This window comes from Neobacillus sp. PVCKKU3 (assembly GCF_058323225.1).
This window is the reverse complement of record NZ_JBLVQN010000001.1, coordinates 222,741-243,548: the sequence shown is the minus strand read 5'-3', so window position 1 is coordinate 243,548 and position 20,808 is coordinate 222,741. Positions and strand designations below refer to the sequence as shown.

The 20,808-nt window shown below is 40.3% G+C and carries 25 protein-coding genes and 2 riboswitches; of the genes, 6 read left to right on the top strand and 19 right to left on the bottom strand.

The window, feature by feature from the left end:
• Positions 1-6: 6 nt before the first annotated feature.
• From gcvPB to gcvT, 3 genes are read right to left on the bottom strand one after another with little or no spacing between them, the layout of a single operon-like run.
• Positions 7-1,467 carry an aminomethyl-transferring glycine dehydrogenase subunit GcvPB gene (gene gcvPB, locus ACNQGS_RS01270; RefSeq protein WP_491485748.1) on the bottom strand — a complete coding sequence of 487 codons (1,461 nt, stop codon included), beginning with the start codon at positions 1,465-1,467 and terminating at the stop codon, positions 7-9.
• Entirely contained in the window at positions 1,460-2,806 is a 1,347-nt protein-coding gene (gene gcvPA, locus ACNQGS_RS01265; RefSeq protein ID WP_491485747.1) for an aminomethyl-transferring glycine dehydrogenase subunit GcvPA, read from the bottom strand. The genes gcvPB and gcvPA overlap by 8 nt, the downstream gene beginning before the upstream one ends.
• An 18-nt stretch (positions 2,807-2,824) precedes the next feature.
• Positions 2,825-3,931: a glycine cleavage system aminomethyltransferase GcvT gene (gene gcvT, locus ACNQGS_RS01260; RefSeq protein ID WP_491485746.1), complete on the bottom strand. Its 1,107-nt coding sequence runs from the start codon at positions 3,929-3,931 to the stop codon at positions 2,825-2,827.
• Positions 3,932-4,082: 151 nt separating this feature from the next.
• A riboswitch (glycine riboswitch) is annotated at positions 4,083-4,159 on the bottom strand.
• A gap of 3 nt (positions 4,160-4,162) precedes the next feature.
• A riboswitch (glycine riboswitch) is annotated at positions 4,163-4,252 on the bottom strand.
• Between the two features lie 159 nt (positions 4,253-4,411).
• Between gcvT and ACNQGS_RS01255 the strand changes: the two genes are divergently transcribed.
• Together ACNQGS_RS01255 and ACNQGS_RS01250 are read left to right on the top strand one after the other, a co-directional pair.
• The gene (locus ACNQGS_RS01255; protein ID WP_491485745.1) at positions 4,412-6,100 is read left to right on the top strand and encodes a DEAD/DEAH box helicase; all 1,689 of its coding nucleotides are present in this window, start codon (positions 4,412-4,414) and stop codon (positions 6,098-6,100) included.
• Entirely contained in the window at positions 6,078-6,869 is a 792-nt protein-coding gene (locus tag ACNQGS_RS01250) for a YqhG family protein (protein ID WP_491485744.1), read from the top strand. Before ACNQGS_RS01255 ends, ACNQGS_RS01250 begins: the two co-directional genes overlap by 23 nt.
• Before the next feature lie 44 nt (positions 6,870-6,913).
• Here the strand turns inward: ACNQGS_RS01250 and ACNQGS_RS01245 are convergent, their stop codons facing one another.
• Genes ACNQGS_RS01245 through comGA form a run of 8 tightly spaced genes read right to left on the bottom strand, consistent with a single transcriptional unit; the run spans position 6,914 to position 11,172 of the window.
• Entirely contained in the window at positions 6,914-7,111 is a 198-nt protein-coding gene (locus tag ACNQGS_RS01245) for a YqzE family protein (protein ID WP_213120191.1), read from the bottom strand.
• Positions 7,112-7,167: 56 nt separating this feature from the next.
• A complete protein-coding gene (gene comGG, locus ACNQGS_RS01240; RefSeq protein WP_491485743.1) occupies positions 7,168-7,548 on the bottom strand; it encodes a competence type IV pilus minor pilin ComGG in 381 nt (126 codons plus the stop codon).
• Positions 7,545-7,994: a competence type IV pilus minor pilin ComGF gene (gene comGF / locus ACNQGS_RS01235; protein ID WP_491485742.1), complete on the bottom strand. Its 450-nt coding sequence runs from the start codon at positions 7,992-7,994 to the stop codon at positions 7,545-7,547. The genes comGG and comGF overlap by 4 nt, the downstream gene beginning before the upstream one ends.
• Positions 7,969-8,301, bottom strand: a complete 333-nt coding sequence (gene comGE / locus ACNQGS_RS01230; protein ID WP_491485741.1) for a competence type IV pilus minor pilin ComGE — start codon at positions 8,299-8,301, stop codon at positions 7,969-7,971. The genes comGF and comGE overlap by 26 nt, the downstream gene beginning before the upstream one ends.
• Positions 8,285-8,725, bottom strand: coding sequence for a competence type IV pilus minor pilin ComGD (comGD, locus tag ACNQGS_RS01225; RefSeq protein WP_213144861.1), 441 nt, complete (start codon positions 8,723-8,725; stop codon positions 8,285-8,287). Before comGD ends, comGE begins: the two co-directional genes overlap by 17 nt.
• Positions 8,722-9,078, bottom strand: coding sequence for a competence type IV pilus major pilin ComGC (gene comGC / locus ACNQGS_RS01220; RefSeq protein WP_491485740.1), 357 nt, complete (start codon positions 9,076-9,078; stop codon positions 8,722-8,724). The genes comGD and comGC overlap by 4 nt, the downstream gene beginning before the upstream one ends.
• A gap of 23 nt (positions 9,079-9,101) precedes the next feature.
• On the bottom strand, positions 9,102-10,133 hold the full coding sequence (comGB, locus tag ACNQGS_RS01215; RefSeq protein WP_491485739.1) for a competence type IV pilus assembly protein ComGB: 1,032 nt from the start codon (positions 10,131-10,133) through the stop codon (positions 9,102-9,104).
• On the bottom strand, positions 10,120-11,172 hold the full coding sequence (gene comGA / locus ACNQGS_RS01210) for a competence type IV pilus ATPase ComGA (protein ID WP_464494550.1): 1,053 nt from the start codon (positions 11,170-11,172) through the stop codon (positions 10,120-10,122). Before comGA ends, comGB begins: the two co-directional genes overlap by 14 nt.
• A gap of 258 nt (positions 11,173-11,430) precedes the next feature.
• Here comGA and ACNQGS_RS01205 point away from each other — a divergent pair, with 258 nt between their 5' ends.
• Together ACNQGS_RS01205 and ACNQGS_RS01200 are read left to right on the top strand one after the other, a co-directional pair.
• Positions 11,431-12,129, top strand: coding sequence for a helix-turn-helix transcriptional regulator (locus tag ACNQGS_RS01205; RefSeq protein ID WP_213144859.1), 699 nt, complete (start codon positions 11,431-11,433; stop codon positions 12,127-12,129).
• Positions 12,130-12,214: 85 nt separating this feature from the next.
• Positions 12,215-12,457, top strand: coding sequence for a DUF2626 domain-containing protein (locus tag ACNQGS_RS01200; protein ID WP_213120184.1), 243 nt, complete (start codon positions 12,215-12,217; stop codon positions 12,455-12,457).
• 33 nt (positions 12,458-12,490) lie between these two features.
• Here the strand turns inward: ACNQGS_RS01200 and ACNQGS_RS01195 are convergent, their stop codons facing one another.
• Together ACNQGS_RS01195 and ACNQGS_RS01190 are read right to left on the bottom strand one after the other, a co-directional pair.
• Positions 12,491-13,588, bottom strand: coding sequence for a class I SAM-dependent methyltransferase (locus ACNQGS_RS01195; protein WP_491485738.1), 1,098 nt, complete (start codon positions 13,586-13,588; stop codon positions 12,491-12,493).
• Between the two features lie 186 nt (positions 13,589-13,774).
• Entirely contained in the window at positions 13,775-14,410 is a 636-nt protein-coding gene (locus ACNQGS_RS01190) for an MBL fold metallo-hydrolase (RefSeq protein WP_491485737.1), read from the bottom strand.
• Positions 14,411-14,504: 94 nt separating this feature from the next.
• Here ACNQGS_RS01190 and ACNQGS_RS01185 point away from each other — a divergent pair, with 94 nt between their 5' ends.
• On the top strand, positions 14,505-14,981 hold the full coding sequence (locus ACNQGS_RS01185) for a hypothetical protein (protein ID WP_491485736.1): 477 nt from the start codon (positions 14,505-14,507) through the stop codon (positions 14,979-14,981).
• 104 nt (positions 14,982-15,085) lie between these two features.
• Complete coding sequence (locus tag ACNQGS_RS01180; protein ID WP_213144855.1) at positions 15,086-15,262, top strand: DUF2759 domain-containing protein; 177 nt, start codon at positions 15,086-15,088, stop codon at positions 15,260-15,262.
• A gap of 31 nt (positions 15,263-15,293) precedes the next feature.
• On the opposite strand, the gene ACNQGS_RS01175 is transcribed toward ACNQGS_RS01180, so the two are convergent.
• The 6 genes from ACNQGS_RS01175 to ACNQGS_RS01150 all read right to left on the bottom strand — a co-directional run bounded on the left by ACNQGS_RS01175 (position 15,294) and on the right by ACNQGS_RS01150 (position 20,792).
• Positions 15,294-16,430, bottom strand: a complete 1,137-nt coding sequence (locus tag ACNQGS_RS01175; protein ID WP_491485735.1) for a YqgU-like beta propeller domain-containing protein — start codon at positions 16,428-16,430, stop codon at positions 15,294-15,296.
• 143 nt (positions 16,431-16,573) lie between these two features.
• Positions 16,574-17,542, bottom strand: a complete 969-nt coding sequence (locus ACNQGS_RS01170; RefSeq protein ID WP_491485734.1) for an ROK family glucokinase — start codon at positions 17,540-17,542, stop codon at positions 16,574-16,576.
• Positions 17,543-17,551: 9 nt separating this feature from the next.
• Entirely contained in the window at positions 17,552-17,761 is a 210-nt protein-coding gene (locus ACNQGS_RS01165; RefSeq protein ID WP_491485733.1) for a YqgQ family protein, read from the bottom strand.
• A 67-nt stretch (positions 17,762-17,828) separates the two neighbouring features.
• The gene (locus ACNQGS_RS01160) at positions 17,829-19,211 is read right to left on the bottom strand and encodes a rhomboid family intramembrane serine protease (RefSeq protein ID WP_491485732.1); all 1,383 of its coding nucleotides are present in this window, start codon (positions 19,209-19,211) and stop codon (positions 17,829-17,831) included.
• Between the two features lie 339 nt (positions 19,212-19,550).
• Positions 19,551-19,745, bottom strand: coding sequence for a protein YqgO (yqgO, locus tag ACNQGS_RS01155; RefSeq protein WP_213120176.1), 195 nt, complete (start codon positions 19,743-19,745; stop codon positions 19,551-19,553).
• A 90-nt stretch (positions 19,746-19,835) separates the two neighbouring features.
• Entirely contained in the window at positions 19,836-20,792 is a 957-nt protein-coding gene (locus tag ACNQGS_RS01150) for an L-lactate dehydrogenase (RefSeq protein WP_491485731.1), read from the bottom strand.
• Positions 20,793-20,808 lie beyond the last annotated feature (16 nt).

Genomic DNA, 20,808 nt, shown 5'->3' with positions numbered 1-20,808 from the left:
ATCTTTTTATGCATTCTGATATCGTAAGACCGGCTTACGAGCAGCTGTCGTTTCATCTAAGCGGCCTACCACGGTTGTGTGCGGAGCCTCCTGGACGATTTCCGGATTTTCCTCGGCTTCCTTGGCGATTTGGATCATGATGTCGATAAAGGAATCTAACGTTTCCTTAGATTCTGTTTCTGTCGGCTCAATCATGATACATTCTTCCACATTTAATGGGAAGTAAATGGTTGGTGGATGGAAGCCGAAATCAAGCAGTCGCTTCGCAATATCCAATGTGCGGACGCCCAATTTCTTCTGGCGTCTTCCGCTTAATACAAACTCATGCTTACAATGTCTGTCAAACGGCAGATCATAATACTCCGCCAATCTTCTCATCATATAGTTAGCATTTAAAACAGCATATTCAGTCACTGCTTTTAAGCCGTCTGGCCCCATAGACCGAATATAGGTATAAGCGCGGACGTTAATGCCAAAGTTTCCGTAGTATGGCTTAACGCGGCCAATTGATTGCGGACGATCATAATCTAGAACATATTCGTCGCCCTGTTTGGCAATAACCGGTCTTGGCAGGAACGGAATTAAATCTGATTTCACACCGACAGGACCGGAACCAGGACCGCCGCCTCCGTGCGGGCCAGTAAACGTTTTGTGAAGATTCAAGTGAACTACGTCAAAGCCCATATCACCCGGGCGGGCTTTTGATAGAACTGCGTTTAGGTTCGCCCCGTCGTAATAAACCTTACCGCCAGCTTCGTGGACGATTTCAGCAATTTCAACAATATGTTCTTCAAAAAGGCCAAGTGTATTCGGGTTCGTCAACATTAACGCTGCTGTATCTTCTCCCACCACTCTTCTTAAGTCTTCTAAGTCTACAAGACCATTTTCATTCGACTTTACTGTAACCGTCTCAAGTCCTGCAACTGTTGCAGAAGCTGGGTTTGTACCGTGAGCGGAGTCAGGTATGATAACCTTGTTCCGTTTTAGGTCGCCATTTGCTTCATGGTATGCGCGAATCATCATCAATCCGGTCCATTCCCCGTGGGCACCTGCCGCCGGCTGTAAGGTCACTTCATCCATACCGGTAATTTCTTTTAAATGCTGCTGAAGGTCATATAAAAGCTCAAGCGCACCTTGAACTGAACTTTCATCCTGGAGCGGATGAATATGCGCAAACCCGTTGTAGCGGGCTACATTCTCATTAATCTTAGGATTGTATTTCATCGTACAAGACCCTAATGGATAAAAACCGGAGTCTACACCGTGATTCCGTCTGGAGAGGGACGTATAATGGCGCATGATATCCAGTTCTGAAACTTCAGGGAGCAGAGGCTCCTCTTCCCTTAAATATCCTTCTGGAAGGAGCGCAGCAACATCTGCTTCAGGAACATCCATTTCCGGAAGGCTGTATCCGACCCGGCCTGGTGTACTTACTTCAAAAATCAGCTTCTGGTCTTGATTATGCATGCAAATCCCCCAATTCTTTCACTAATGTATCAATCTCTTCCTTCGTTCTTTGCTCTGTCACGCAGATGAGCATATGGCCTGCAAGCTCAGGATAGTCACGGCCCAAATCATAACCGCCAATGATTCCTTTTTGGAGCAGCTGCTGATTAACCTCTTTTACCGGTTTATTTAAATTGACAACAAACTCGTTAAAGGAGTGACCATCATTAACTACTTCAAACCCTGCTTCTTTAAAAGCGATTTTTGCATAATGAGCCTTTTGTAAATTGGCTGTTGCGATTTCGCGGACACCTTTTTTTCCAAGGGCAGTCATCGCAACAGATGCAGCAAGGGCATTCAAGGCTTGGTTGGAGCAAATATTAGAAGTCGCCTTATCGCGGCGGATATGCTGCTCACGTGCCTGCAGTGTTAAAACAAAACCGCGGCGGCCTTGGTCATCTGTTGTCTGGCCGACAAGACGTCCGGGAACTTTACGCATTAGCTTGGTCGTAACCGCAAAATAGCCACAGTGCGGACCTCCAAAGGCAGTCGGGATTCCGAACGGCTGGGCATCGCCGACAACAATATCTGCACCAAATTTTCCTGGGGGTGTCAAAATTCCAAGTGATAATGGATTGCTGGAAACAACAAACATTGCTTTATTTTCGTGAATAATCTCTTCAAGCTCTTTTAAAGGTTCAATTCGACCTAAAAAGTTTGGATATTGAACGACAACCGCAGCTACGTCAGCATTTAGCAATCCTTTTAGGGCTTCAACATCAGTAATGCCATCCTTCACAGGAACCTCAATCACATCAAGGTATTGACCCTTTGCGTAAGTTTCCAGAACCTCACGGGATTCAGGGTGGACAGCACCGGAAACCAGGATGGTTTTCCGTTTAGTGTGGCCAGCACTTAGCATTGCTGCTTCAGCAAGTGCGGTACCGCCGTCATACATCGAGGAGTTAGCCACATCCATTCCTGTTAATTCACAAATCATTGTTTGGAATTCAAAAATCGCCTGCAGTTCCCCTTGGGAGATCTCCGGTTGGTAAGGTGTATAGGCTGTGTAGAACTCTGATCTTGAGATGACATGGTCAACGATAACCGGCATATAGTGGTCATAAACTCCGGCACCTAAGAAAGACACATTCGATTTTAAATCAGCATTCCGGCTTGCTAACTGAAAAAGTTCTTTCATCAAAGCTGTTTCTGATTTTGCCGGTTTAATATTGTATTCACCTTTAAATCGTACTTTTTCAGGAATATCACTGAATAGTTCATCGACAGTGGAAACGCCAATTGTCTCCAGCATTGCCTGCTTATCTTGTTCAGTCATGGGTAAATAGCGATGTTTCATAAACCTTGCTCCCTTCTGCTATTTCTTTTCTCTTTTATAAAAAGGTGTAGGAACCACTTTCGCTTTTAAACGTTTTCCGCGAATTTCAACTTCAACTTCGGTATCGAGTCCTGCATGTTCGGAAGAAATGAGGGCAAGTCCGATGTTTTTCTTTAAGGTTGGGGACTGTGTACCGGTGGTAACTTCACCAATTAGCGCTTCCCCTTTGTAAACTGGATAGCCGTGACGCGGAATTCCCCGGTCAACCATCTCAACCCCAACAAGCTTCCGGGACAAACCTGCTTCCTTTTGTTTCACGAGAGCTTCTTTTCCAATAAAATCAGCCTCTTTATTCAATTTCACTGCAAAGCCAATTCCTGCCTCAAGCGGGGAGATTTCCGGTGATAATTCCTGGCCGTAAAGCGCTAAATTTGCTTCAAAACGAAGTGTGTCGCGTGCACCGAGGCCGCAAGGAATAACTCCCTCGTCTTTTCCGGCTTCCAGAATGGCAGTCCAGAGTTCTACGACATCACCGGCATCACAATATACTTCAAAACCGTCTTCCCCTGTATAACCAGTTCTAGATACAAGTGCTTTTTTCCCATTTAAAACAACTTCCTGCTGGAATTTGAAAAAGCCGATTTGACTTAAATCCGTCTCTGAAGCAAGCTTCTGTAATACCTTTTCAGCAAGAGGGCCTTGAAGCGCAAGCTGTGCCATTGTTTCAGACAAATTTTCGATTGTTACATCGCCTTCAAGATGCTTCTCCAGCCAGTTGTAGTCCTTTTCAATATTCGATGCGTTGACAACAAGCAAATAATGATTGTCTTCAACCTTGTAAACAAGCAGGTCGTCAATAGTTCCGCCGTTTTCATAGCACATCGCAGTATATTGTGCCCCGCCGTTTTTCACTTTTGAGATGTCATTTGTCATCAATTTTTGTAAATAGTTGAGGCTGTCTGGGCCCTTTACCTCAACTTCGCCCATATGGGACACATCGAATAAACCGGCTTTCGTGCGGACAGCTTCATGCTCATCCTTGATGCTTGAAAACTGGACAGGCAGCTCCCAGCCGCCAAAATCGATGGTTTTTCCGCCGTATTCCTTGTAAACTTCAAACAGCGGAGTGCGTTTTAATTCCGTCATCATAAATCCCCCTTCATTTACTACATGTTCATTATTTGTAAAAATGAATTATTGCCAATTAACAAAACCAGGAAAACTCCTTGCCCTTTTCCTAAAAACAACAAAAAGGTGCAAAAAAGGACAGAAACCTCCCTTTACCAATAAAGAAGGTCTCTGTCCTTGCACCTGAAAGTTTACCTAAATCGGCTGTCCCCTTTGGTGGCTGGTATCATCCAGCACTCTCCAGAGCTGCGTCCAACAAGAGTTCTTTTGCCTGAGAGATTCACATAAGCTGCTTGCTCCTTCGGCGCTACAAAAAGTAGTCTCTCCCCTTGTTTTCATTCGCACTTATAATATTTTTTTCCAATTTGGTCATACTAATTATACTTAAAAAATAGATTACCTTATTTAAATATTTGAAACTTTCAAAGCTATTATCATCCTACCATTAAAACAACATATCGGGCAATAACATTTTATCGAAAAAAGGAGCTGAAAAGGATGAATGTCGAAATGGAATTTGATTCCTCCTGGCAGGATGATTTTTTACATAAAATTGATCATGATGGACCTTGGGGGAATTGGGAGCTTTTTAAATTGGCCATCGATATTGAAAAACACTTGGTGGTCCCGGAATTCGAAGGCCTGCAGGCCCCAAAGCATCTGCCAAATTTGACGCCTCTCCCTCATCAGCTTGAAACAGCCAAGCAGGTGGTTGAAAACATGAACGGAAAGGCCATCCTTGCGGATGAAGTGGGTCTCGGAAAGACTATCGAGGCGGGGTTAATTTTAAAAGAATACATGATTCGCGGATTAGTGAAAAAAGTGTTAATTCTTGTTCCCGCCTCCTTAGTCACCCAGTGGGCACAGGAATTAAATAGCAAATTTTATATACCAGCTGTCACTCAAAGAAAAAGCTATGTTTGGGAACAATGTGATGTCGTTGTTTCCTCCATCGATACGGCGAAACGAAATCCGCATCGGGAGATCATTTACAAGCAAGACTATGACCTCATCATTATCGATGAAGCCCATAAATTAAAAAATAATAAAACTAAAAACTACGAATTTGTTCAAAACTTAAAAAAGAAGTTTTGTTTATTGCTGACGGCAACACCTATTCAAAACAGGATTGAGGAGATTTTTAACCTCGTATCCCTATTAAAGCCTGGTCACTTAGGGAATGAAACTGTCTTTTACGAAAAATATAAACGTGATTCCCGTTCCTTAAATGATGACCAGCATCTAAAAGAGCTAGTCAATAAAGTCATGATCCGCAACCGCCGTGCCGATACAGGAATCGAATGGACGAAACGGCATGTGGAGACGATTCCGATTGAATTTACAAAATCGGAACGCGAACTGTATGACTCCATCTTAGAGCTTAAAAATGAGGGAGACTGGGTTCAAACGAGCAGTTTTTCTGTGATGACTTTGCAGCGTGAAGCATGCTCAAGCCGCGAGGCCGTTTTCTACACCTTAAAAAACATGCTTCTTAAAAAGGAAAACCCAACGCAGGCCTATCAAGAACAAATCAACTTTTTAATTAAAAAGGTAGAGACCGTCGAGCAAAATTCCAAGGCAGTAAAAGCCCTTGAATTAATTCAGAAAATAAATGATAAAGTGATTATTTTTACGGAATACCGGGCTACCCAATTATATTTACAGTGGTACTTAAAGCAGCACGGAATTTCCTCCGTTCCTTTCCGCGGCGGTTTCAAGCGCGGGAAAAAGGACTGGATGCGCGAGTTGTTCCAAAAGCATGCCCAGGTGCTGATTGCCACTGAAGCGGGCGGGGAAGGGATTAACCTGCAATTTTGCAACCACATTATCAATTTTGATCTGCCGTGGAACCCGATGAGACTGGAGCAGCGCATCGGAAGGATTCACCGCCTCGGTCAGGAAAAAGATGTCATGATTTATAATTTTGCCATCAAAGATACAGTGGAAGAGCATATTTTAAAGCTTTTATACGAAAAGATTGATTTATTTGAAAGAGTCATCGGAGAACTTGATGATATTCTAACAAAACTAGAATTCGGAAATATTGAAGATCATATAATGGATATCTTTGGCGACTCCTGCTCAGAAGGGGAAATGCGGATTAAAATGGAGAATTTATCTTCAATGATTGAATTTGCACAAAATATGAAAAAAGGAGAATCACATGCAGCAGCAGGAAATTCATAAGTTTCTTTTAAATTATTTTATGGCAAATGAATGTCCCATCGTCACTAATCACCCTGGATACTTAGATGTCCAACTAACAATTGAAATGGATAAGGAACTAATGAATCGGCCCTTTTACTGGCATTATTTAGAGAAAACTGGCGGAATACCAAATCCAATGAGATTGACCCTTATCACCAACCAAAAAGCAGCACCTGAAAATCTCAAAGGGGAAACCATCCATTTTGGTTCGCCCCGCCTGCATCAAATTTTTGAGTCTACAAAAAATTTAGCCAGATATATAAGGCTTTATGAAAATCACGGCAACTCCGCCGTCCAGACTCCCTTGCTGCCATGGCTGTGCATGAATGTAAAAATCTCCTATCAATGTGACCGTAAACGCGATATTTTTAAATCAATCGGCCTTCAGCTTATTAACGGGAAAATGGTGGAGGATTTTCATAATTACCTGCTTAAAATTTCGTTAACGCCGAAAATCCCTGATTACTCGTTTACATTATCACCACTGGTTAAACCAAAAAGCGGAATGGTTCGAATTGAAAATTATTTAAAATCAGTAATTGAAAATGATGACCATACCTGGGCCGATGAAGCAAAGATACGCTGGAAGAAGGATTTAGAACTGCTGAATCATTTTTATGAGGACATCGAAGATGAAAACGAAAACTATGAGACAGAAAAACAGGCTCTCAAGGATCAATATGAGCCGCGAATTCATATTTCCTTTATCAATGGCGGGCTGTTTTACTTAACAGAAAAGGCAATATAAAGAGGAAACCCCCAAGTCTTAAAATTATGCTTGGGGGTTACTTTTTAAAGTCCACTGTCTTTCATTTTCCGTCTCTTAACCTCTGAATACACAATATAGGGAAGGATGCCAAACCAGCGATACCAGAAGGATGCTTTGGTCTGTTTTCGCTCGAGGCGCTGACGTTTTCGTTCGTCTTTCGGCTGGTCCGCATATTTGACAATTGTTTGCGTCATATATTTTACATAATCATTCGTTTTCATGTACACACCTGCCTTTAACTTACATTACAAGTATGTCCAAGGTTTATCCTTTCAAATCAATAAGTAATCCATTTCATTAGCTTTTTTGACCTCGTGTCAAAATATCCTTTCCCGTTTACCAATTCTCCCGACTGAAGCCGGAGTGTAAAGGAAACTCTTTGGACATATCCTGACGGGGGATCGGCGAGAAAATCCATATTCCCCTTCTGAAATCCAAACGTTCCTTTAGACGGGATTGTTCCTGACACCTGAGCCTGAGTTTCGAATTTCTTTACCGATGACAAGAAATAATACTCTTCCTGGAAAATAACGGCTGATTCGTGCGCTAGCTTTCTCTCCGACAGAAGTTTCTCCACCTCCATTGAAAAAAACAGCAGAAAAATGATCAACAGACATAATGTAAGGGGATAAGTGAAGCCTTTTTGACTATTTTTCATGTGCTCTTATTCCAATCAATTAAAGAATAGGCGGTAACAGAATACTCTATACCTTTTAAATCCTTTACCGTTACCTTTACGGCATTATTCATCAAAGCAAACGAATGCTGTGAAACATTCTGCAGGATAATTTCATGCCCCGTCGAGTTAACCCGTCTTCTTAAATTGCTGCCGTAAATTTCATAATAAATGGTTTCTCCGTCTTTTGTTAGGATCAGCCGATTGGAAACTACCTCGGCCTTGGTCGACCAGCGGATTTCTTTTTTTATTTGGCTGCAGAAAACCTCCCATTCCATTGCTTGAATACTCGCTTGATTCTCCTTATTGTCAAGAATAAGTTGAAAGAGAGGTGTCATATAAAAAACAATAATTGAAAGAATTACCAACGAAAACATTACCTCAATGAGCGTAAAACCTTTTTCATTCGAGACTGCCACAGATTTCATTTTCCAAATGTAAGGGCGTTTTTTCAACTTTAACGCAAACCTCCTTTTGCCCGAAGGAGTCCTTCCAAGTAATTTGATAACCAATCTCATTTTGTACCAATGTATAATTGGCAAATGTCCGATTATCAATTAATTTTGCCTCCAGTTCCTCATACATGATCTGCCTCATCTTTTTCTCAATCTGCACATTTATGGATTGCTTTCTTAAATCCGTGACCGACGGAATGAAAACCAAACAAATCAAAAACATAGCTGATAAGGACAACAGTAATTCTAATAAAAAGAACCCTTTATTGTTCTGTAACATAAAACCGGCCTTTTCCAATTAAAATGGTCATTCGATAAGTCTTCTTCTCAGTTTCTATGAAGAAAGAACCAAATTTATTTACATTTCCATCAGGCTGAAATTTGAAATATAAGGGCATCGAACCTTCGATGATATGAAAACTTGAGGAGTAAGTTCTGTCGAGCAGATGCGGCTGGTCAGAGCGTAAAACAAGCGAGTATTTTGATTCGTTAGGCAAAATGACGACCGACACTTCCTGCTGGTGGGACATCGCATAGGACTGGGCATAAAATAAATCCGCTTTTAATTGGGTTAATAAGGCTTCATCCTCGACCATCGTATGCTGTGGTTTTAACGAAAAAACGGTTACCGAAGACAAAATCATGAAAATGGATAGGACTACTAATGACTCGGCTAAAGTGAAGCCTTGCTGGTTATGTTTCATTGGTTAGTGGTGGTATCAGATGCAGTTTTTGTATCGATGGCATCTTCCAACGTAACAGAACCATCCGCCCCAATCACAACTTCTTTTCCTGGGCAGCCCTTGGCCTCTTTTTTTATATATCCTGCACTTATTAGTTTTTCCATTGTTGCTGGTTCATTTTTTTCCATTTCATAGGCTTGTACCTGAGCCTCGACCATTTTCTGAAAGCCTTCACAGCCCTTAGTCTTTATATTTGCGTTATGTTTAGCGACGTTTGGTATTGTAATAATTAGAATTACAGAAATCACGAGCATAACAATCATCATTTCGATCAGTGTGAAACCAGCCTGTTTATCTCTATTAATACTTTTCATTTTCCTAAACCTCCATTTTTTTATTAAATTCCATCAAGCATATGAAACATGGGTAAAAGGATCGCTAAATACATGGAAACAACTAATAAACCGATAAACAGATAAAGAATGGGCTGAATCGTCCTTAGGCTTTTTTCAATTAGTACTTCCAGGTTCATCACACAATGCTTGCTGAAAAAGAGCAATTCCTGTTCCAATTTGCCATTTTCCTGGCCGTGTTTAATAATCATCGGAAAACCCTTGTCAAAAAAAATCATCGAAGCCAATATGGTTTCTAATTTTTCGCCCGTTACAAGCTTGGCCTTAATTTCTTTACCAAGTTCACTGTAAAAAGGCTGTCTTTTGTTTTCCTCAAAGAGACCCAAGCTCTCTGAAACTGAAATTCCGCCAGATAAAAGGAAGCTTAATTGAATGGAGAAATAATGAGTAAACAGCAATTTGAGGATTCTGCCGATAAAGGGCAGACGCACGAGCAGCATTCGCTGCTTTAAAATGGGATAGTTTCGGAAGATAAAATAATAATAAATTGCTGTTGCCAATAAGAATGCAAGCAAAGCACCAATGAGGATTGGGAAAATTTCATCGAAAGCATAGATGACCTTTGAAAAAAAATTCTCCTCCAAACCAAGCGATGAAAAAAGTTCTGTAAACCTTGGCAGCAATGTATTCTCTAGAAAAACGAAGAGAATCCCGGTAATAAAAAGCAGCAATACTGGATATTGAAGCAATTTTAAAAGCTTATGCAGATCCTTCTCCTTTAACAATGCGAGACGGCTGCCCTCAAGCAGCGCTTCTGCAAAACTCCCATGCTGCTCAGCAAAGTAAACAAAACCGGTTAAATCCTTGTGAAAGCCAAGCCTTTCAAGGACCTCATGAAACGGCAGCCCGTTTTTTAAAACTGTTAATGATTGATATAACTCCTCCTTTCTTTTCTGAGGCAAGTACAATGCTATGGAATCAATTGCTTCGGCAATTGGATATCCCCGTGCCAACAGCTCGCCAATTTGTTTTAAGAAGTTGGCTTGCTCAGTTACAGACCATTTATGATTCTTCATCATAAACCAGCCTGTCGTATTCAGATTCCTGAATAAATCCTAAGGCAATCCCCTTTTTAATGACATCCCGGATTGTCCGATAACGGGTTTCAACCTTCTCTCCCTTTGCAGCTTTCATGGCGCTATTCAAATTTTTCCCCGCCAAAAGCTCAAACACACTCGCCCTCTTCCACCTTCCATACGAATAACAAAATGGAGTGCATTCACCCTCGCAAAATGGACAAGTTAATTCAACAAGTCTTTGAGCAGTCACCGCAATTAAGGTCTGTTCAACCTCCAGCCAATTCACTCCAAATTCGTGCAGGCGGAACACCGCTCCCTTCGCATCTCTAGTGTGCATCGTGCTGAGTACTAAATGCCCGGTTAAGGCTGCACGTACAGCAATCCTAGCGGTTTCTGCGTCCCTGATTTCCCCGACCATTATGATGTCCGGATCATGCCTTAAAATCGCTTTGAGGCCGGCCGCATAAGTGACACCAGCTTTTTCATTCACTTGTACCTGCAGAACGGAATCGTAATTTTTTTCAATCGGGTCTTCGAGTGTAATAACATTACGATGGAATAGGTGGGCAGTTTCATTTAAAAGGGAATATAAGGTAGTTGTTTTCCCTGAGCCAGTCGGCCCGGTAAAAATGATTAAACCGTGAGCATGTTTTAATAAAGCTAGAAGTTTTCTGGTCATTGCCGGAAATAAGGAAAGCTGATGAAAAGGGATTTGCTCCTGCTGGGGTAATAGCCTGATGACAAGGCTTTCGCGTGTATTGGATGGCAGGGTAGATAGCCTAAGCCCCATTAATTGTCCGTTAACCTCACAAAAAATTGCACCGCTTTGCGGACGTCTTCTTTCGCCGATATCCATATTCGCTTTAAATTTAAAATGGGAGATCAATTTGTCGCATTCATCTTTTGGAAGGGATAATCGAGGAATGAGTTTGTTGGTTAACCGGATTTGAACGAGTGTGTCATTCTGCCTGGGAATTATGTGAATGTCAGTTGCTTGGTTTCTTGCAGCGTCACAAATAATTCTGTCAGCTAACATTTCAATTGAACTAACAATGGGAATCACCGCCTTTAAATTTTCTTTTCTGTTATTTCGACAGTCTTCTTACCCTTCCTTCTTTATTTTAAAAAAGTTTTTTTGTAAAGAAAAGGAGTATATTTCTAATTTTGTTACAATTTATCGTCAATAATTGTGAACATTTTCTAAACATATAGTGTTTACCTTGTTAACCTCATTCCCACTTTAGTATCGCTGTATTATAATGGAATAAATCATGGGGGTCCGAGGTGAAACGAGATGGAACAAACGTTAAAAATTACTAACGTGTTGTCAGATCCAACTAGATATTACATTTATCAATACATTACGAAACGCCACAAGGAAGTAACCGTTCAGGAGATCGCGGATAATTTCAACATCCACCCGAATGTGGCGAGATTGCATCTTTCTAAGCTCGAAGATGTGAACATGCTGGTTTCGGAAACAAAGAAAACAGGGAAAGGCGGACGGCCAAGCAGATTATATCGTTTGTCAGAGGATGTAATCCAGCTCCACTTCCCATTCCGCGATTATATGCTTTTATCAAAAGTCGCCATTCAAACGATGATTTCCCTTGGCGAAGCTGGAAGAGATGCACTTTATTTAACAGGGAAGCGTTTTGGGGTTGAAGTGATTGAACAGGAAAAAGCAAAAAAAGCTCTTGGCGATGAATTAAATTTTGATGAAAAGCTAAGCATATTAAAAAATGCAGCCACGCTGGCAGGCTTCTATCCGGAATTTGAAGCAAATGGGGATGAAACGAAAATTTATTTCTCGATTTTCAATTGCCCTTTCAAAGAAATAGCGGAAGAACATACCGAAGCTGTCTGCAATATGCATCATGAATTTTTAAAGGGAATGTTTGAAGCGCTGTTCGATTCAGTTGACCTGATTGAAAAGGAAAATATGATTGCTGGCTGTGAAACTTGCTCTTATCAAGCATTTGTAACAAACTAATTCTGAAACCATTATTTACATTATTCCTTCTTTTACTTATAATATTGTAATGATGGTATCGAAAGGGTAAAAGGAGGGGATACATATGGACCGCATGTTCAGAGTATGTGGTTTCTGGACGGGCATTTTTACTGTAATGTTATATCTTGGCGATTTAAACAAAACAGCATTGCTTTTCCTAGCCCAAACAGGATTCTTCGTTCTACTTAGTTATCTTAAATTGTCTGAACGTATGTATATGTATGTGTTCGGAGCATATCTAACTATTTTCTTTGCTGGCTTTACATATTGGACTACGTTCATGATGCCACTTGGTGGAGGCCACTAAGAAAAATAAAAACGCCGTTTCGATACGGCGTTTTTATTTTTGATTTTGAAATAAATTTATACCCTGCTTTACCATTCCTTTTTCCTGAATAACAATATGAAAATAAGAACTCATCCCACCCGGCATAATTAAACTGCGGATGGCCCGATTTCTTTTGCCGACCTCAGAAAATGGATTAGGGTCATAATGGTTCTCAAGCTCCTGGAGGATTCCTGCCTTCAACAGAAACTCATCCTGACGCAGCATGGTGACAAACTCTAACGCTAACTGTCTCCCTCTTTCAATCAGGTAGTCGAAATGGATATGCGTGGTGACATCCATCGCTCCTGGATTATCTAAAATATTATCATACATTCGATGCTGAAAAAATCCTCTCAGACTTCCGGTCGACCTTGCTGGATGCATCCATTCCTCGTTCGTATAGCCATAATCAGCCGTTACAATCAGCCCTTTTTTGATGGCAGTCGCGATGGAACCTAACATCTCCTTCATTGCTAAAGGCACTTCAATCCGTTGCTTCTCTTTTAATTCCAGCCCGCTTTCCTGCAAAAATTGCAAAATAGCTGGATTAGTCAATGGAACCCTTTGCTCAACAAATCCTTCGTTTTGAATGCCTATCATAACCTCAAGCAATTCACCATTTATTTTTTCAATGACATGAACAGGGAGGGCATCGAAAAGCTCATTTGAAAAAATCATTCCTTCGAAGTTCTTTATAGCCGTTATATCCTCTACCTGAATAACTGAAGGATATTGATCTAATAAATTTTGTTGCAGTCTCCGATGGTAGGGGCTTGTTTCGACAATGACATATTGTAAAGGACTTTTTATGGATTCCTGCCACTCCTGCAAAAAGGCATGGGCAAAGCGTCCGTTTCCTGCGCCAATTTCGCAAAAGGCATTAGGAAGTCCCGTTCTTTCGCAAACATAAGCAAACCATTTTGCCACCAGCCTGCCATATATATCTGAAATATTGCTGGTTGTAATAAAATCACCCTGCCGCCCGATTTTCTGCTGGTCTCGCATGTAGTATCCGTATTCCGGATGGTAAAGGGCAGCACTTATATAATCTGCATAGGTAATCAATTGGTTAGGTGAGTGTTGAATAAAGCTCTTTATGTACGAAATCATATTTTCTCCTTTTGAATTAACACTATTGACACGGTGTTAACTTTGGTATATTGTAAAGTTAGTAGCTTAACAATATCCCCTCCCATTATATGAATAGAACATCCCCCGAAAGACCCTTTCCTAAATGGAAAAGGGTCTTTCTATTTATTCACGAGCTCCTGCTCCAGGCTCGCACTGCTTTTCTTATTAAAATCCATTTAAAAAAGGGTTGCTGTCCATTTCGTCTGCGATGGTGGTAACGGCTCCGTGACCTGACAATACATACGTTTCTTCTGGTAATGTTAACAGCTTATCATGGATGCTTTTTAAAAGCTGGGTATGATTACCCCCTTGAAGGTCAGTACGTCCAATACTGCCTTGAAATAAGGCATCACCAGAAATCACAAACCCTTCCTTTGCAAAATAATAAGACACACTTCCTGGTGAGTGCCCAGGAGTATGATAAACGTGGAATGTAAATTCACCGATGTTCAATTCCCCTTCATCCTTAATTAGGTGATCAGCCGCATTGGCTTTAATAGGTTCAATTAACGGGAAAAACTGTGATCCGTTTAGAGCTGGATCCCCTAACCACTTTTCTTCTTGTTTATGAATATAAACCGGGATTTGATAAGCGTTTCGGACGTCTTCAACTGCCCCAATGTGGTCAAAATGCGCATGTGTCAATAGCACGGCCAGAGGTTTTAATCCTCTTGTGTTTAAAAGATTCAACAGCTTTTTTCCATCACCGCCAGGGTCGACAATTAAGCATGTTTTATCTTTGTTTTCAACAATGTAACAATTTGTTTGAATGCTCCCTAAGGGAATTTGCTGCCACTTCATTACTTTACCTCCAATTTGGATTTGCATTAGAATTATTTTACACTATATTCATGTCTTGGAGAAAGAAATGAATGAAATACAAGGGGGAATGAGAATGAAATCGGCTTTTGCGGTTGAAGCTAAGGGAGAAATAGAATTTCTGCCTGAGATTAAAGAGTTAATATTAAAGGAGACAAACATAGCCTTCCAAAAAGATAACATGTTTATTTATCTACGTGCCGATGATGCGGATTATGCAAAAGAAATTTTAACGGCTGCAGAATTGTTTGAGGAACTGCATCAAGTCATTCTTACTAATAACGGAATAGCAGGACCGTATTTCGAGGATTTTGGCATGCAGTTATTAGACGATTGCTATTGTTTGTTTAAAGCAGATTTACTTTATTTCTCATTTACTGCAGGAAACCCAAATGATATTCAAATGGCCAAATATCAGGTAGAAGAGCATTTGGTGTTTGAAACCATCCATAATGAGACAGCTTTATTTTTTTCAGAGACACATAATAAAGAACTGATTCAGAATATTGCTAAGGCATATAAAACTGTTCTTTCATTTACTATCGACAAATGAAAGAAAAAAATATAAAATAAGAAGCGAATGTATATAATATTGTTACATAATTTTCTAATCATGCAGGTAACTACCTAATTTTATTGGAAAAGGGGGGATTATTCATGGGATTGGTCATCATTTTCGCGTTAGTAACCATTTTAGCAGCACTCGGTGGATTTCGTTCACTTAAGAAAAAAAATTTATTAGGTGCATTTTGGGGAATCGCTTCCTTTCTAGTTTTCGGCTGGTTCACCGTTATGACTCTTATCAACTCAGGTTACCCTACAGGAACCCACTAAAAAAGACTGCCCTTGGCAGTCTTTTTTATAATTATTCCTTGACCAAGTCGAAAATTTTCTTGGTATTCAAATCAATGATTTTTTCAAACCGCTCTCCATATAGAATCGTTTTTCCTGATGGTGAAATCATTATTGGAGCATTTTTAAGGCCGGTTAAAATTTTTTGGCTGCTGTCTTTCTTCAAATCATAAGAAACAAGATTAAAACCTTCTGTGTACACATCAGCTTCCCCATCTTTTACTGCATTTAAAGCAATAAATTCCTTCTCCTTCTCGTTATAATCAAAATAAGGGACGAGCCAATCAGAATATTTCGTCAGCAGTGGGTTTGAAAAAGAATAGATTTCCTGCAAATCTTTATCCAAGAAAGAATAACGCGCTAATTGGTTTTGGTCATTTATCTCAATCTTGACAAGAAGATCTTTAAATGTTGAAAATTGTAAAACAGTTGGAAATAACGTTTTTTCCATCCCATTATTTAACCCCTTCTTAATCAGCGGAGCAAATAAAGAAGGATGTTCTTGATCCCAATTTAGAAAAGCAAGTTCATTTGCACTCATCCATTTATTAAATGGCTGCGGGAGTGGCAATTCCTTTGTCTCACCAGACTTAAAATCCAATAGGAAAACGTTAAAATCCCAATCTTCACTGAAAGTTGATACAAGCACTTTTGAGTCATGATACGGATTCCACTCAAAGGATAACTCGTAGGATGGAAACGACTGCTTAAGTTTTTCAATTCCCTTCGTATCGATTATTGTTACTAAACCCTCGTAGGAAGATGGCGAAGAATGAATTAAAATAAAACTTTTGGAAGGACTAATTTGCGCGGTGACAATCGGAAATTCACTATTGTAGATTAACTCGCTTTTCCCCGTCAAGAGATGATAACGATATACATTAGAAGATTGCCCGACATTGGTGATATAAACTATTTCCTGATCTCCCAGCCAGCCAATGCTTTTATAAAATTCACCATCCGGAATGGAAATGGGGAGCACCAGCTCATTACTTTTCTCTGTATTCGGTGCTTTCGGCTTCTCCGTTCCAGCAGAGCCTTTAGACTTTATCTGCTTATTGTCAGAACAGGCACCGAGCAGGAGGGCTAAAACAATTAAAAACATGGTTATGGCTAAACCTTTTGGAGCACTTTCCTTTATTTGAATCACTTTTCCCCTCCCCTCCAATTTCCTCTCTATATTTAGTACGAAAAAACAGCCTATTTTGTTTCAATAATATTAACTTTATTACAAAAACAGGAAAAAAGCCGCAAAACTCGGCTTTTTTCAAAAATTAAAAGCATCCTAATTATTTACAATTTATTTCTAATAAGCCAGGCTGCTCCCAGTACTCCAGCGTCATTTCCTAAATTCGCGATTGCCAGTTTGGTGGAGTTTCTGACAGGTGTAAAAGCAAACCGCCCAAAATTCTCGATTACAGGCTCTAACAGAATCTCACCTGCTTTGGATACACCACCGCCCAAAACGATTTTCTCAGGATTTAGCAAATTAGCAATATTGGCCAAAGCAAGCCCTAAATGAAAGGCAACCTCCTGAAGGATAGTAAGCGCCAGTTCATCACCCGTTCTTGCTGTATCAAAAACATCCTTTGCAGTTATCTTCCCATTTTTTGCATAAACATCCGCTAACGGGCCTTTAACTCCATCCTTCTGAATTTCTGCAAGCGCCTGCCGCACAATTCCTGTTGCTGAAGCAACAGTCTCAAGGCAGCCCGTTTTTCCGCAATTACAAGGTGCCCCTCCGAACGGAATAGCAGTGATATGACCAATTTCCCCCGCGGCCCCGTTTACTCCCTGAACAATGTTTCCGTTTGAAATCACACCGCCGCCTACTCCAGTCCCCAGCGTGACACAAACCAGATTGTTCGCACCACTGCCGGCACCCTTCCACATTTCTCCCAAGGCAGCGCAGTTTGCGTCATTTTCAACAGCAGCAGGAAGTGAGGTTGCTTTCTCCAGACTATCCTTTAGCGGAAAATTATCCTTCCAGCCCAGGTTAACTGTATTTAAGATCACACCTGTTTCATAATCGACAGGGCCTGGAGCACCCATTCCAACCCCTGCCAGTATATTTTTCGGCTGATTAAGCTCAAGCAGTTTTTTTTCTATCGATTTCGCAATATTACTCGTAATATACTGGCCCTCATCAGAATTATCAGTTGGGATTTCCCATTTATCAATAATTTCCCCATCCAATGTGATAAAAGCTATTTTCGTCGTTGTCCCCCCCAGGTCAACTCCCGCTATCCATTTTTCTGACAATATTCTCACCTATTTCTTTTGTCCATTTTCTTTTAAAAATTGGATTTCATGTCTTAAGATTAACAGGGCCGTTTGATATTCTTTAGGCTCCATAAGCTGAGACTGATACAGCTCTTTCAGTTCAGCCTCCATCAGCTCAAGGTCTGCTACCCTGTCGCCAATATAAATGATGGTTCCAAACCTTTTTAGAAATTGTTGAATTTCATAAACCGTTTTCATCGTGGGTCTCCCTCATTCCTAGTCAACAAAAAGTATAACCTATGCCAAAATTGTCCTCAAGGCAAATCTATTCACTGCCTGATGTTTTTATCTGTTGATTAATTTCATCAACCAAATTTGTATATTCTTTTTGGTTCGGGTTTAACTTGACTGCTTTTTCAGCATTGAGTTTTGCCGCATTTAGATGATTTTCCTCGAGATTTATTAACGCCAAATTAAAGTAAGCTTGATGAAATTTCGGATCAAGCCGAATAGCTTTTTGCAAATGGAGTTTGGCGTCCGTAAGCATTTGCTTTTTTATTTCAACGTAGGATAAAAGAAAATAGGTTTTTTCTGTTTCGGACTTTGAACGATCCTCAAAACTTTTTAAAACACTGTATGCCTTATCGTAATTGTTTTGTTTGATATACTCCTGCGCCAGCAGGAGTTGCGAATCTTCATCCTGTTTTTGCCCTGCAGCACTAAATCCATAGTTTAAGGAGCCCCAAACAATACCTGCACTCATGATTAAAAAGATGAGCTGAAGCGGAAGCTTTGATTTCTTTGGGAGACTGACCACACCGGCAGCCAGTAATCCTCCGGCCAAACCGCCTAAATGGCCGGCATTATCGATGCCAGATGAAGAAAATCCAAATACAAGATTGATAGCGAGAACGACAATTACATTTAGCCCCATCGTTCGAAAAAATAATTTTGGGTTCATCATGCCAAAATAAAGCAAAGCTCCGAAACACCCAAAGATCGCCCCGCTTGCTCCAGCAGATAAATGCGTACTAAACAAAAGACTCGCGATGACGCCAGCTACACCAGAAAATAAATAAATAAGGAAAAAACGGGTTCTGCCGAAGATTTGTTCGACAGCCGTGCCCAAAAAATATAATGCCAAGGTATTCATCGCCAAATGCAAAAAACCGATATGAATAAAAACAGGTGTTATGAATCTCCAGTATTCTCCTTCATATATTAGCTGATTAACCTTAGCCCCATATTTGATTAATGTCGAAGTATTTGTGCTTCCCCCATTTAATTCCATCCATACAAAAACGGCCAGCTGAATCACGATAAACACATAAGTAAAGAAAGGCTTGCTATAAGTAAGGACAGCCTTTTCCTTTTTTACTTTATTTACTGCCGTCCCCAAGGTTAATCTTTTCAGCTCTTCCACTTCATTTTCCGAATAATCGTTTTGGATATCAAAATGGATGTCTTTTTGCAGCCGTTCAGCAAGATCCTTCAAGCCTGTTTCCCATTCTCCCTTCGTTAATAGAAAAGAACTGACGGATGTTTTACTTCCTTCGGGAAAAAGGTAGGGATTCCTCAGCCTAAATTCATACTCATCGACAGGTGGAAATTCACTGATATAAATATTAACGATATCCAGTTGAGGGCGCCCTAACTGCTTGCGGATTTTTTCTCCATTGGCTGCCGCAAACTCGATATCTTTTTGCATAACATTGCTCCAATCAAGATTTTCAAGATGGACTCTAATGATTGGGGCTTTTTTGTTTTCTAATTTTTCCAGCCATATTTCCTTTTGGTTCTCAAATAATTGAATAATACGATAGTCTTGTTCGGAAATAAAAGAAAAGACAAGCCTCCAAAAAATATATCTCTCTCGATTAATGGCTCTCCCCTGCTTTCTTTCATAACAATTATTTTATAAATATTTGTATTCATTTTTGCCGCGTTTCTTTCATTATAAACGAAACTAAAGGCTTTACCGTTTTAAAAGGCTCTAAAAACCTGAGATGTTGATTTTTTGTCAAAAATAAAAAACCATCTGTGGTTTTCACCATTCAGATGGTCCTCCAAATACTGATTGCATCATTCTTCGTTTTATTCCGGGCAGACTCATCATTGAGCTAACCGCAATTCTCCTCAACCAACCGGAAGAAAGGAGTGTGTTGATAATACGGTATCTAAACCTATAAGCAAAATAACCAAGCGAACCAATCATTAAAATAGAAGTCAGCATTCGAGACATTTTTATCCCTCCTGCCATTATTTTGTGATTCTGACTGAAAGATTATCCAAACGTTCCAGAAAAAATAAAAATTTACTCGAATAAGAAAAATTATTTACCAGCAGGAAATACGGAATTCATTGTCTTCTTTAGTACATCGACAGAATGAGTAAATTTCTGCTGTTCCTCTTCACTTAATTCAAGCTCTACAATATTTCTTACACCATCCCTGTTCACGACGGCCGGAACGCCAATATACAGATCTTTTTGTCCATATTCTCCATCGAGATAAGCTGAAACCGTCAGAACAGAATTTTCATTTTGCAAGATTGCCTTTGTTAATCGCACAAGTCCCATAGCAATACCGTAATAAGTGGCACCTTTTTTCTCGATGATATGATAGGCGGCATCACGTACATTCATAAAAATCTGATCAAGTTCTTCCTGCCGGAACCCGTCTTTGCTTTCTGCCCATTTAGAGATAGCTGTACCGGCAATATCAGCATTACTCCATACGGGAAGTTCAGTATCCCCGTGTTCACCAATAATATAAGCATGAACATTACGCGTATCAATATCGAAATAATCACCAAGCAAGAAACGGAACCGGGCCGTATCTAGAATAGTCCCTGAACCAATTACACGTTCTTTTGGAAATCCGGAAAATTTCCAAACAGCATAAGTAAGGATGTCTACCGGATTAGTAGCAACGAGAAAAATCCCATTAAATCCGCTGGCCATTATTTTTTCAACGATACCTTTAAAAATTCTCGTGTTTTTTTCAACCAGGTCAAGGCGGGTTTCACCTGGCTTTTGGTTAGCACCGGCTGTAATAACTACAATGTCCGCTTCACCACATTCGGAATAGTCCCCGTACCAGATCTTTGTATGGGACGGCGCAAAAGGGAGACCGTGATTTAAATCCATCGCATCTCCTTCGGCTTTTTCTTTATTTAAATCAATTAAAACGAGTTCTTCAGTAATACCTTGATTTAAGAGGGCAAAGGCGTAGCTTGAACCCACAAACCCTGCTCCGATTACGACCACCCTATTCACACGATTCAACAAACTAAATCCCCCATTA

Coding starts and splice junctions, on each gene's coding strand:
- gcvPB (WP_491485748.1), bottom strand. CDS start 1,467: ATGCATAATCAAGACCAGAAGCTGATTTTTGAAGTAAGTACACCAGGC.
- gcvPA (WP_491485747.1), bottom strand. CDS start 2,806: ATGAAACATCGCTATTTACCCATGACTGAACAAGATAAGCAGGCAATG.
- gcvT (WP_491485746.1), bottom strand. CDS start 3,931: ATGACGGAATTAAAACGCACTCCGCTGTTTGAAGTTTACAAGGAATAC.
- ACNQGS_RS01255 (WP_491485745.1), top strand. CDS start 4,412: ATGAATGTCGAAATGGAATTTGATTCCTCCTGGCAGGATGATTTTTTA.
- ACNQGS_RS01250 (WP_491485744.1), top strand. CDS start 6,078: ATGCAGCAGCAGGAAATTCATAAGTTTCTTTTAAATTATTTTATGGCA.
- ACNQGS_RS01245 (WP_213120191.1), bottom strand. CDS start 7,111: ATGAAAACGAATGATTATGTAAAATATATGACGCAAACAATTGTCAAA.
- comGG (WP_491485743.1), bottom strand. CDS start 7,548: ATGAAAAATAGTCAAAAAGGCTTCACTTATCCCCTTACATTATGTCTG.
- comGF (WP_491485742.1), bottom strand. CDS start 7,994: ATGAAATCTGTGGCAGTCTCGAATGAAAAAGGTTTTACGCTCATTGAG.
- comGE (WP_491485741.1), bottom strand. CDS start 8,301: ATGTTACAGAACAATAAAGGGTTCTTTTTATTAGAATTACTGTTGTCC.
- comGD (WP_213144861.1), bottom strand. CDS start 8,725: ATGAAACATAACCAGCAAGGCTTCACTTTAGCCGAGTCATTAGTAGTC.
- comGC (WP_491485740.1), bottom strand. CDS start 9,078: ATGAAAAGTATTAATAGAGATAAACAGGCTGGTTTCACACTGATCGAA.
- comGB (WP_491485739.1), bottom strand. CDS start 10,133: ATGAAGAATCATAAATGGTCTGTAACTGAGCAAGCCAACTTCTTAAAA.
- comGA (WP_464494550.1), bottom strand. CDS start 11,172: ATGTTAGCTGACAGAATTATTTGTGACGCTGCAAGAAACCAAGCAACT.
- ACNQGS_RS01205 (WP_213144859.1), top strand. CDS start 11,431: ATGGAACAAACGTTAAAAATTACTAACGTGTTGTCAGATCCAACTAGA.
- ACNQGS_RS01200 (WP_213120184.1), top strand. CDS start 12,215: ATGGACCGCATGTTCAGAGTATGTGGTTTCTGGACGGGCATTTTTACT.
- ACNQGS_RS01195 (WP_491485738.1), bottom strand. CDS start 13,588: ATGATTTCGTACATAAAGAGCTTTATTCAACACTCACCTAACCAATTG.
- ACNQGS_RS01190 (WP_491485737.1), bottom strand. CDS start 14,410: ATGAAGTGGCAGCAAATTCCCTTAGGGAGCATTCAAACAAATTGTTAC.
- ACNQGS_RS01185 (WP_491485736.1), top strand. CDS start 14,505: ATGAAATCGGCTTTTGCGGTTGAAGCTAAGGGAGAAATAGAATTTCTG.
- ACNQGS_RS01180 (WP_213144855.1), top strand. CDS start 15,086: ATGGGATTGGTCATCATTTTCGCGTTAGTAACCATTTTAGCAGCACTC.
- ACNQGS_RS01165 (WP_491485733.1), bottom strand. CDS start 17,761: ATGAAAACGGTTTATGAAATTCAACAATTTCTAAAAAGGTTTGGAACC.
- ACNQGS_RS01160 (WP_491485732.1), bottom strand. CDS start 19,211: ATGCAAAAAGATATCGAGTTTGCGGCAGCCAATGGAGAAAAAATCCGC.
- yqgO (WP_213120176.1), bottom strand. CDS start 19,745: ATGTCTCGAATGCTGACTTCTATTTTAATGATTGGTTCGCTTGGTTAT.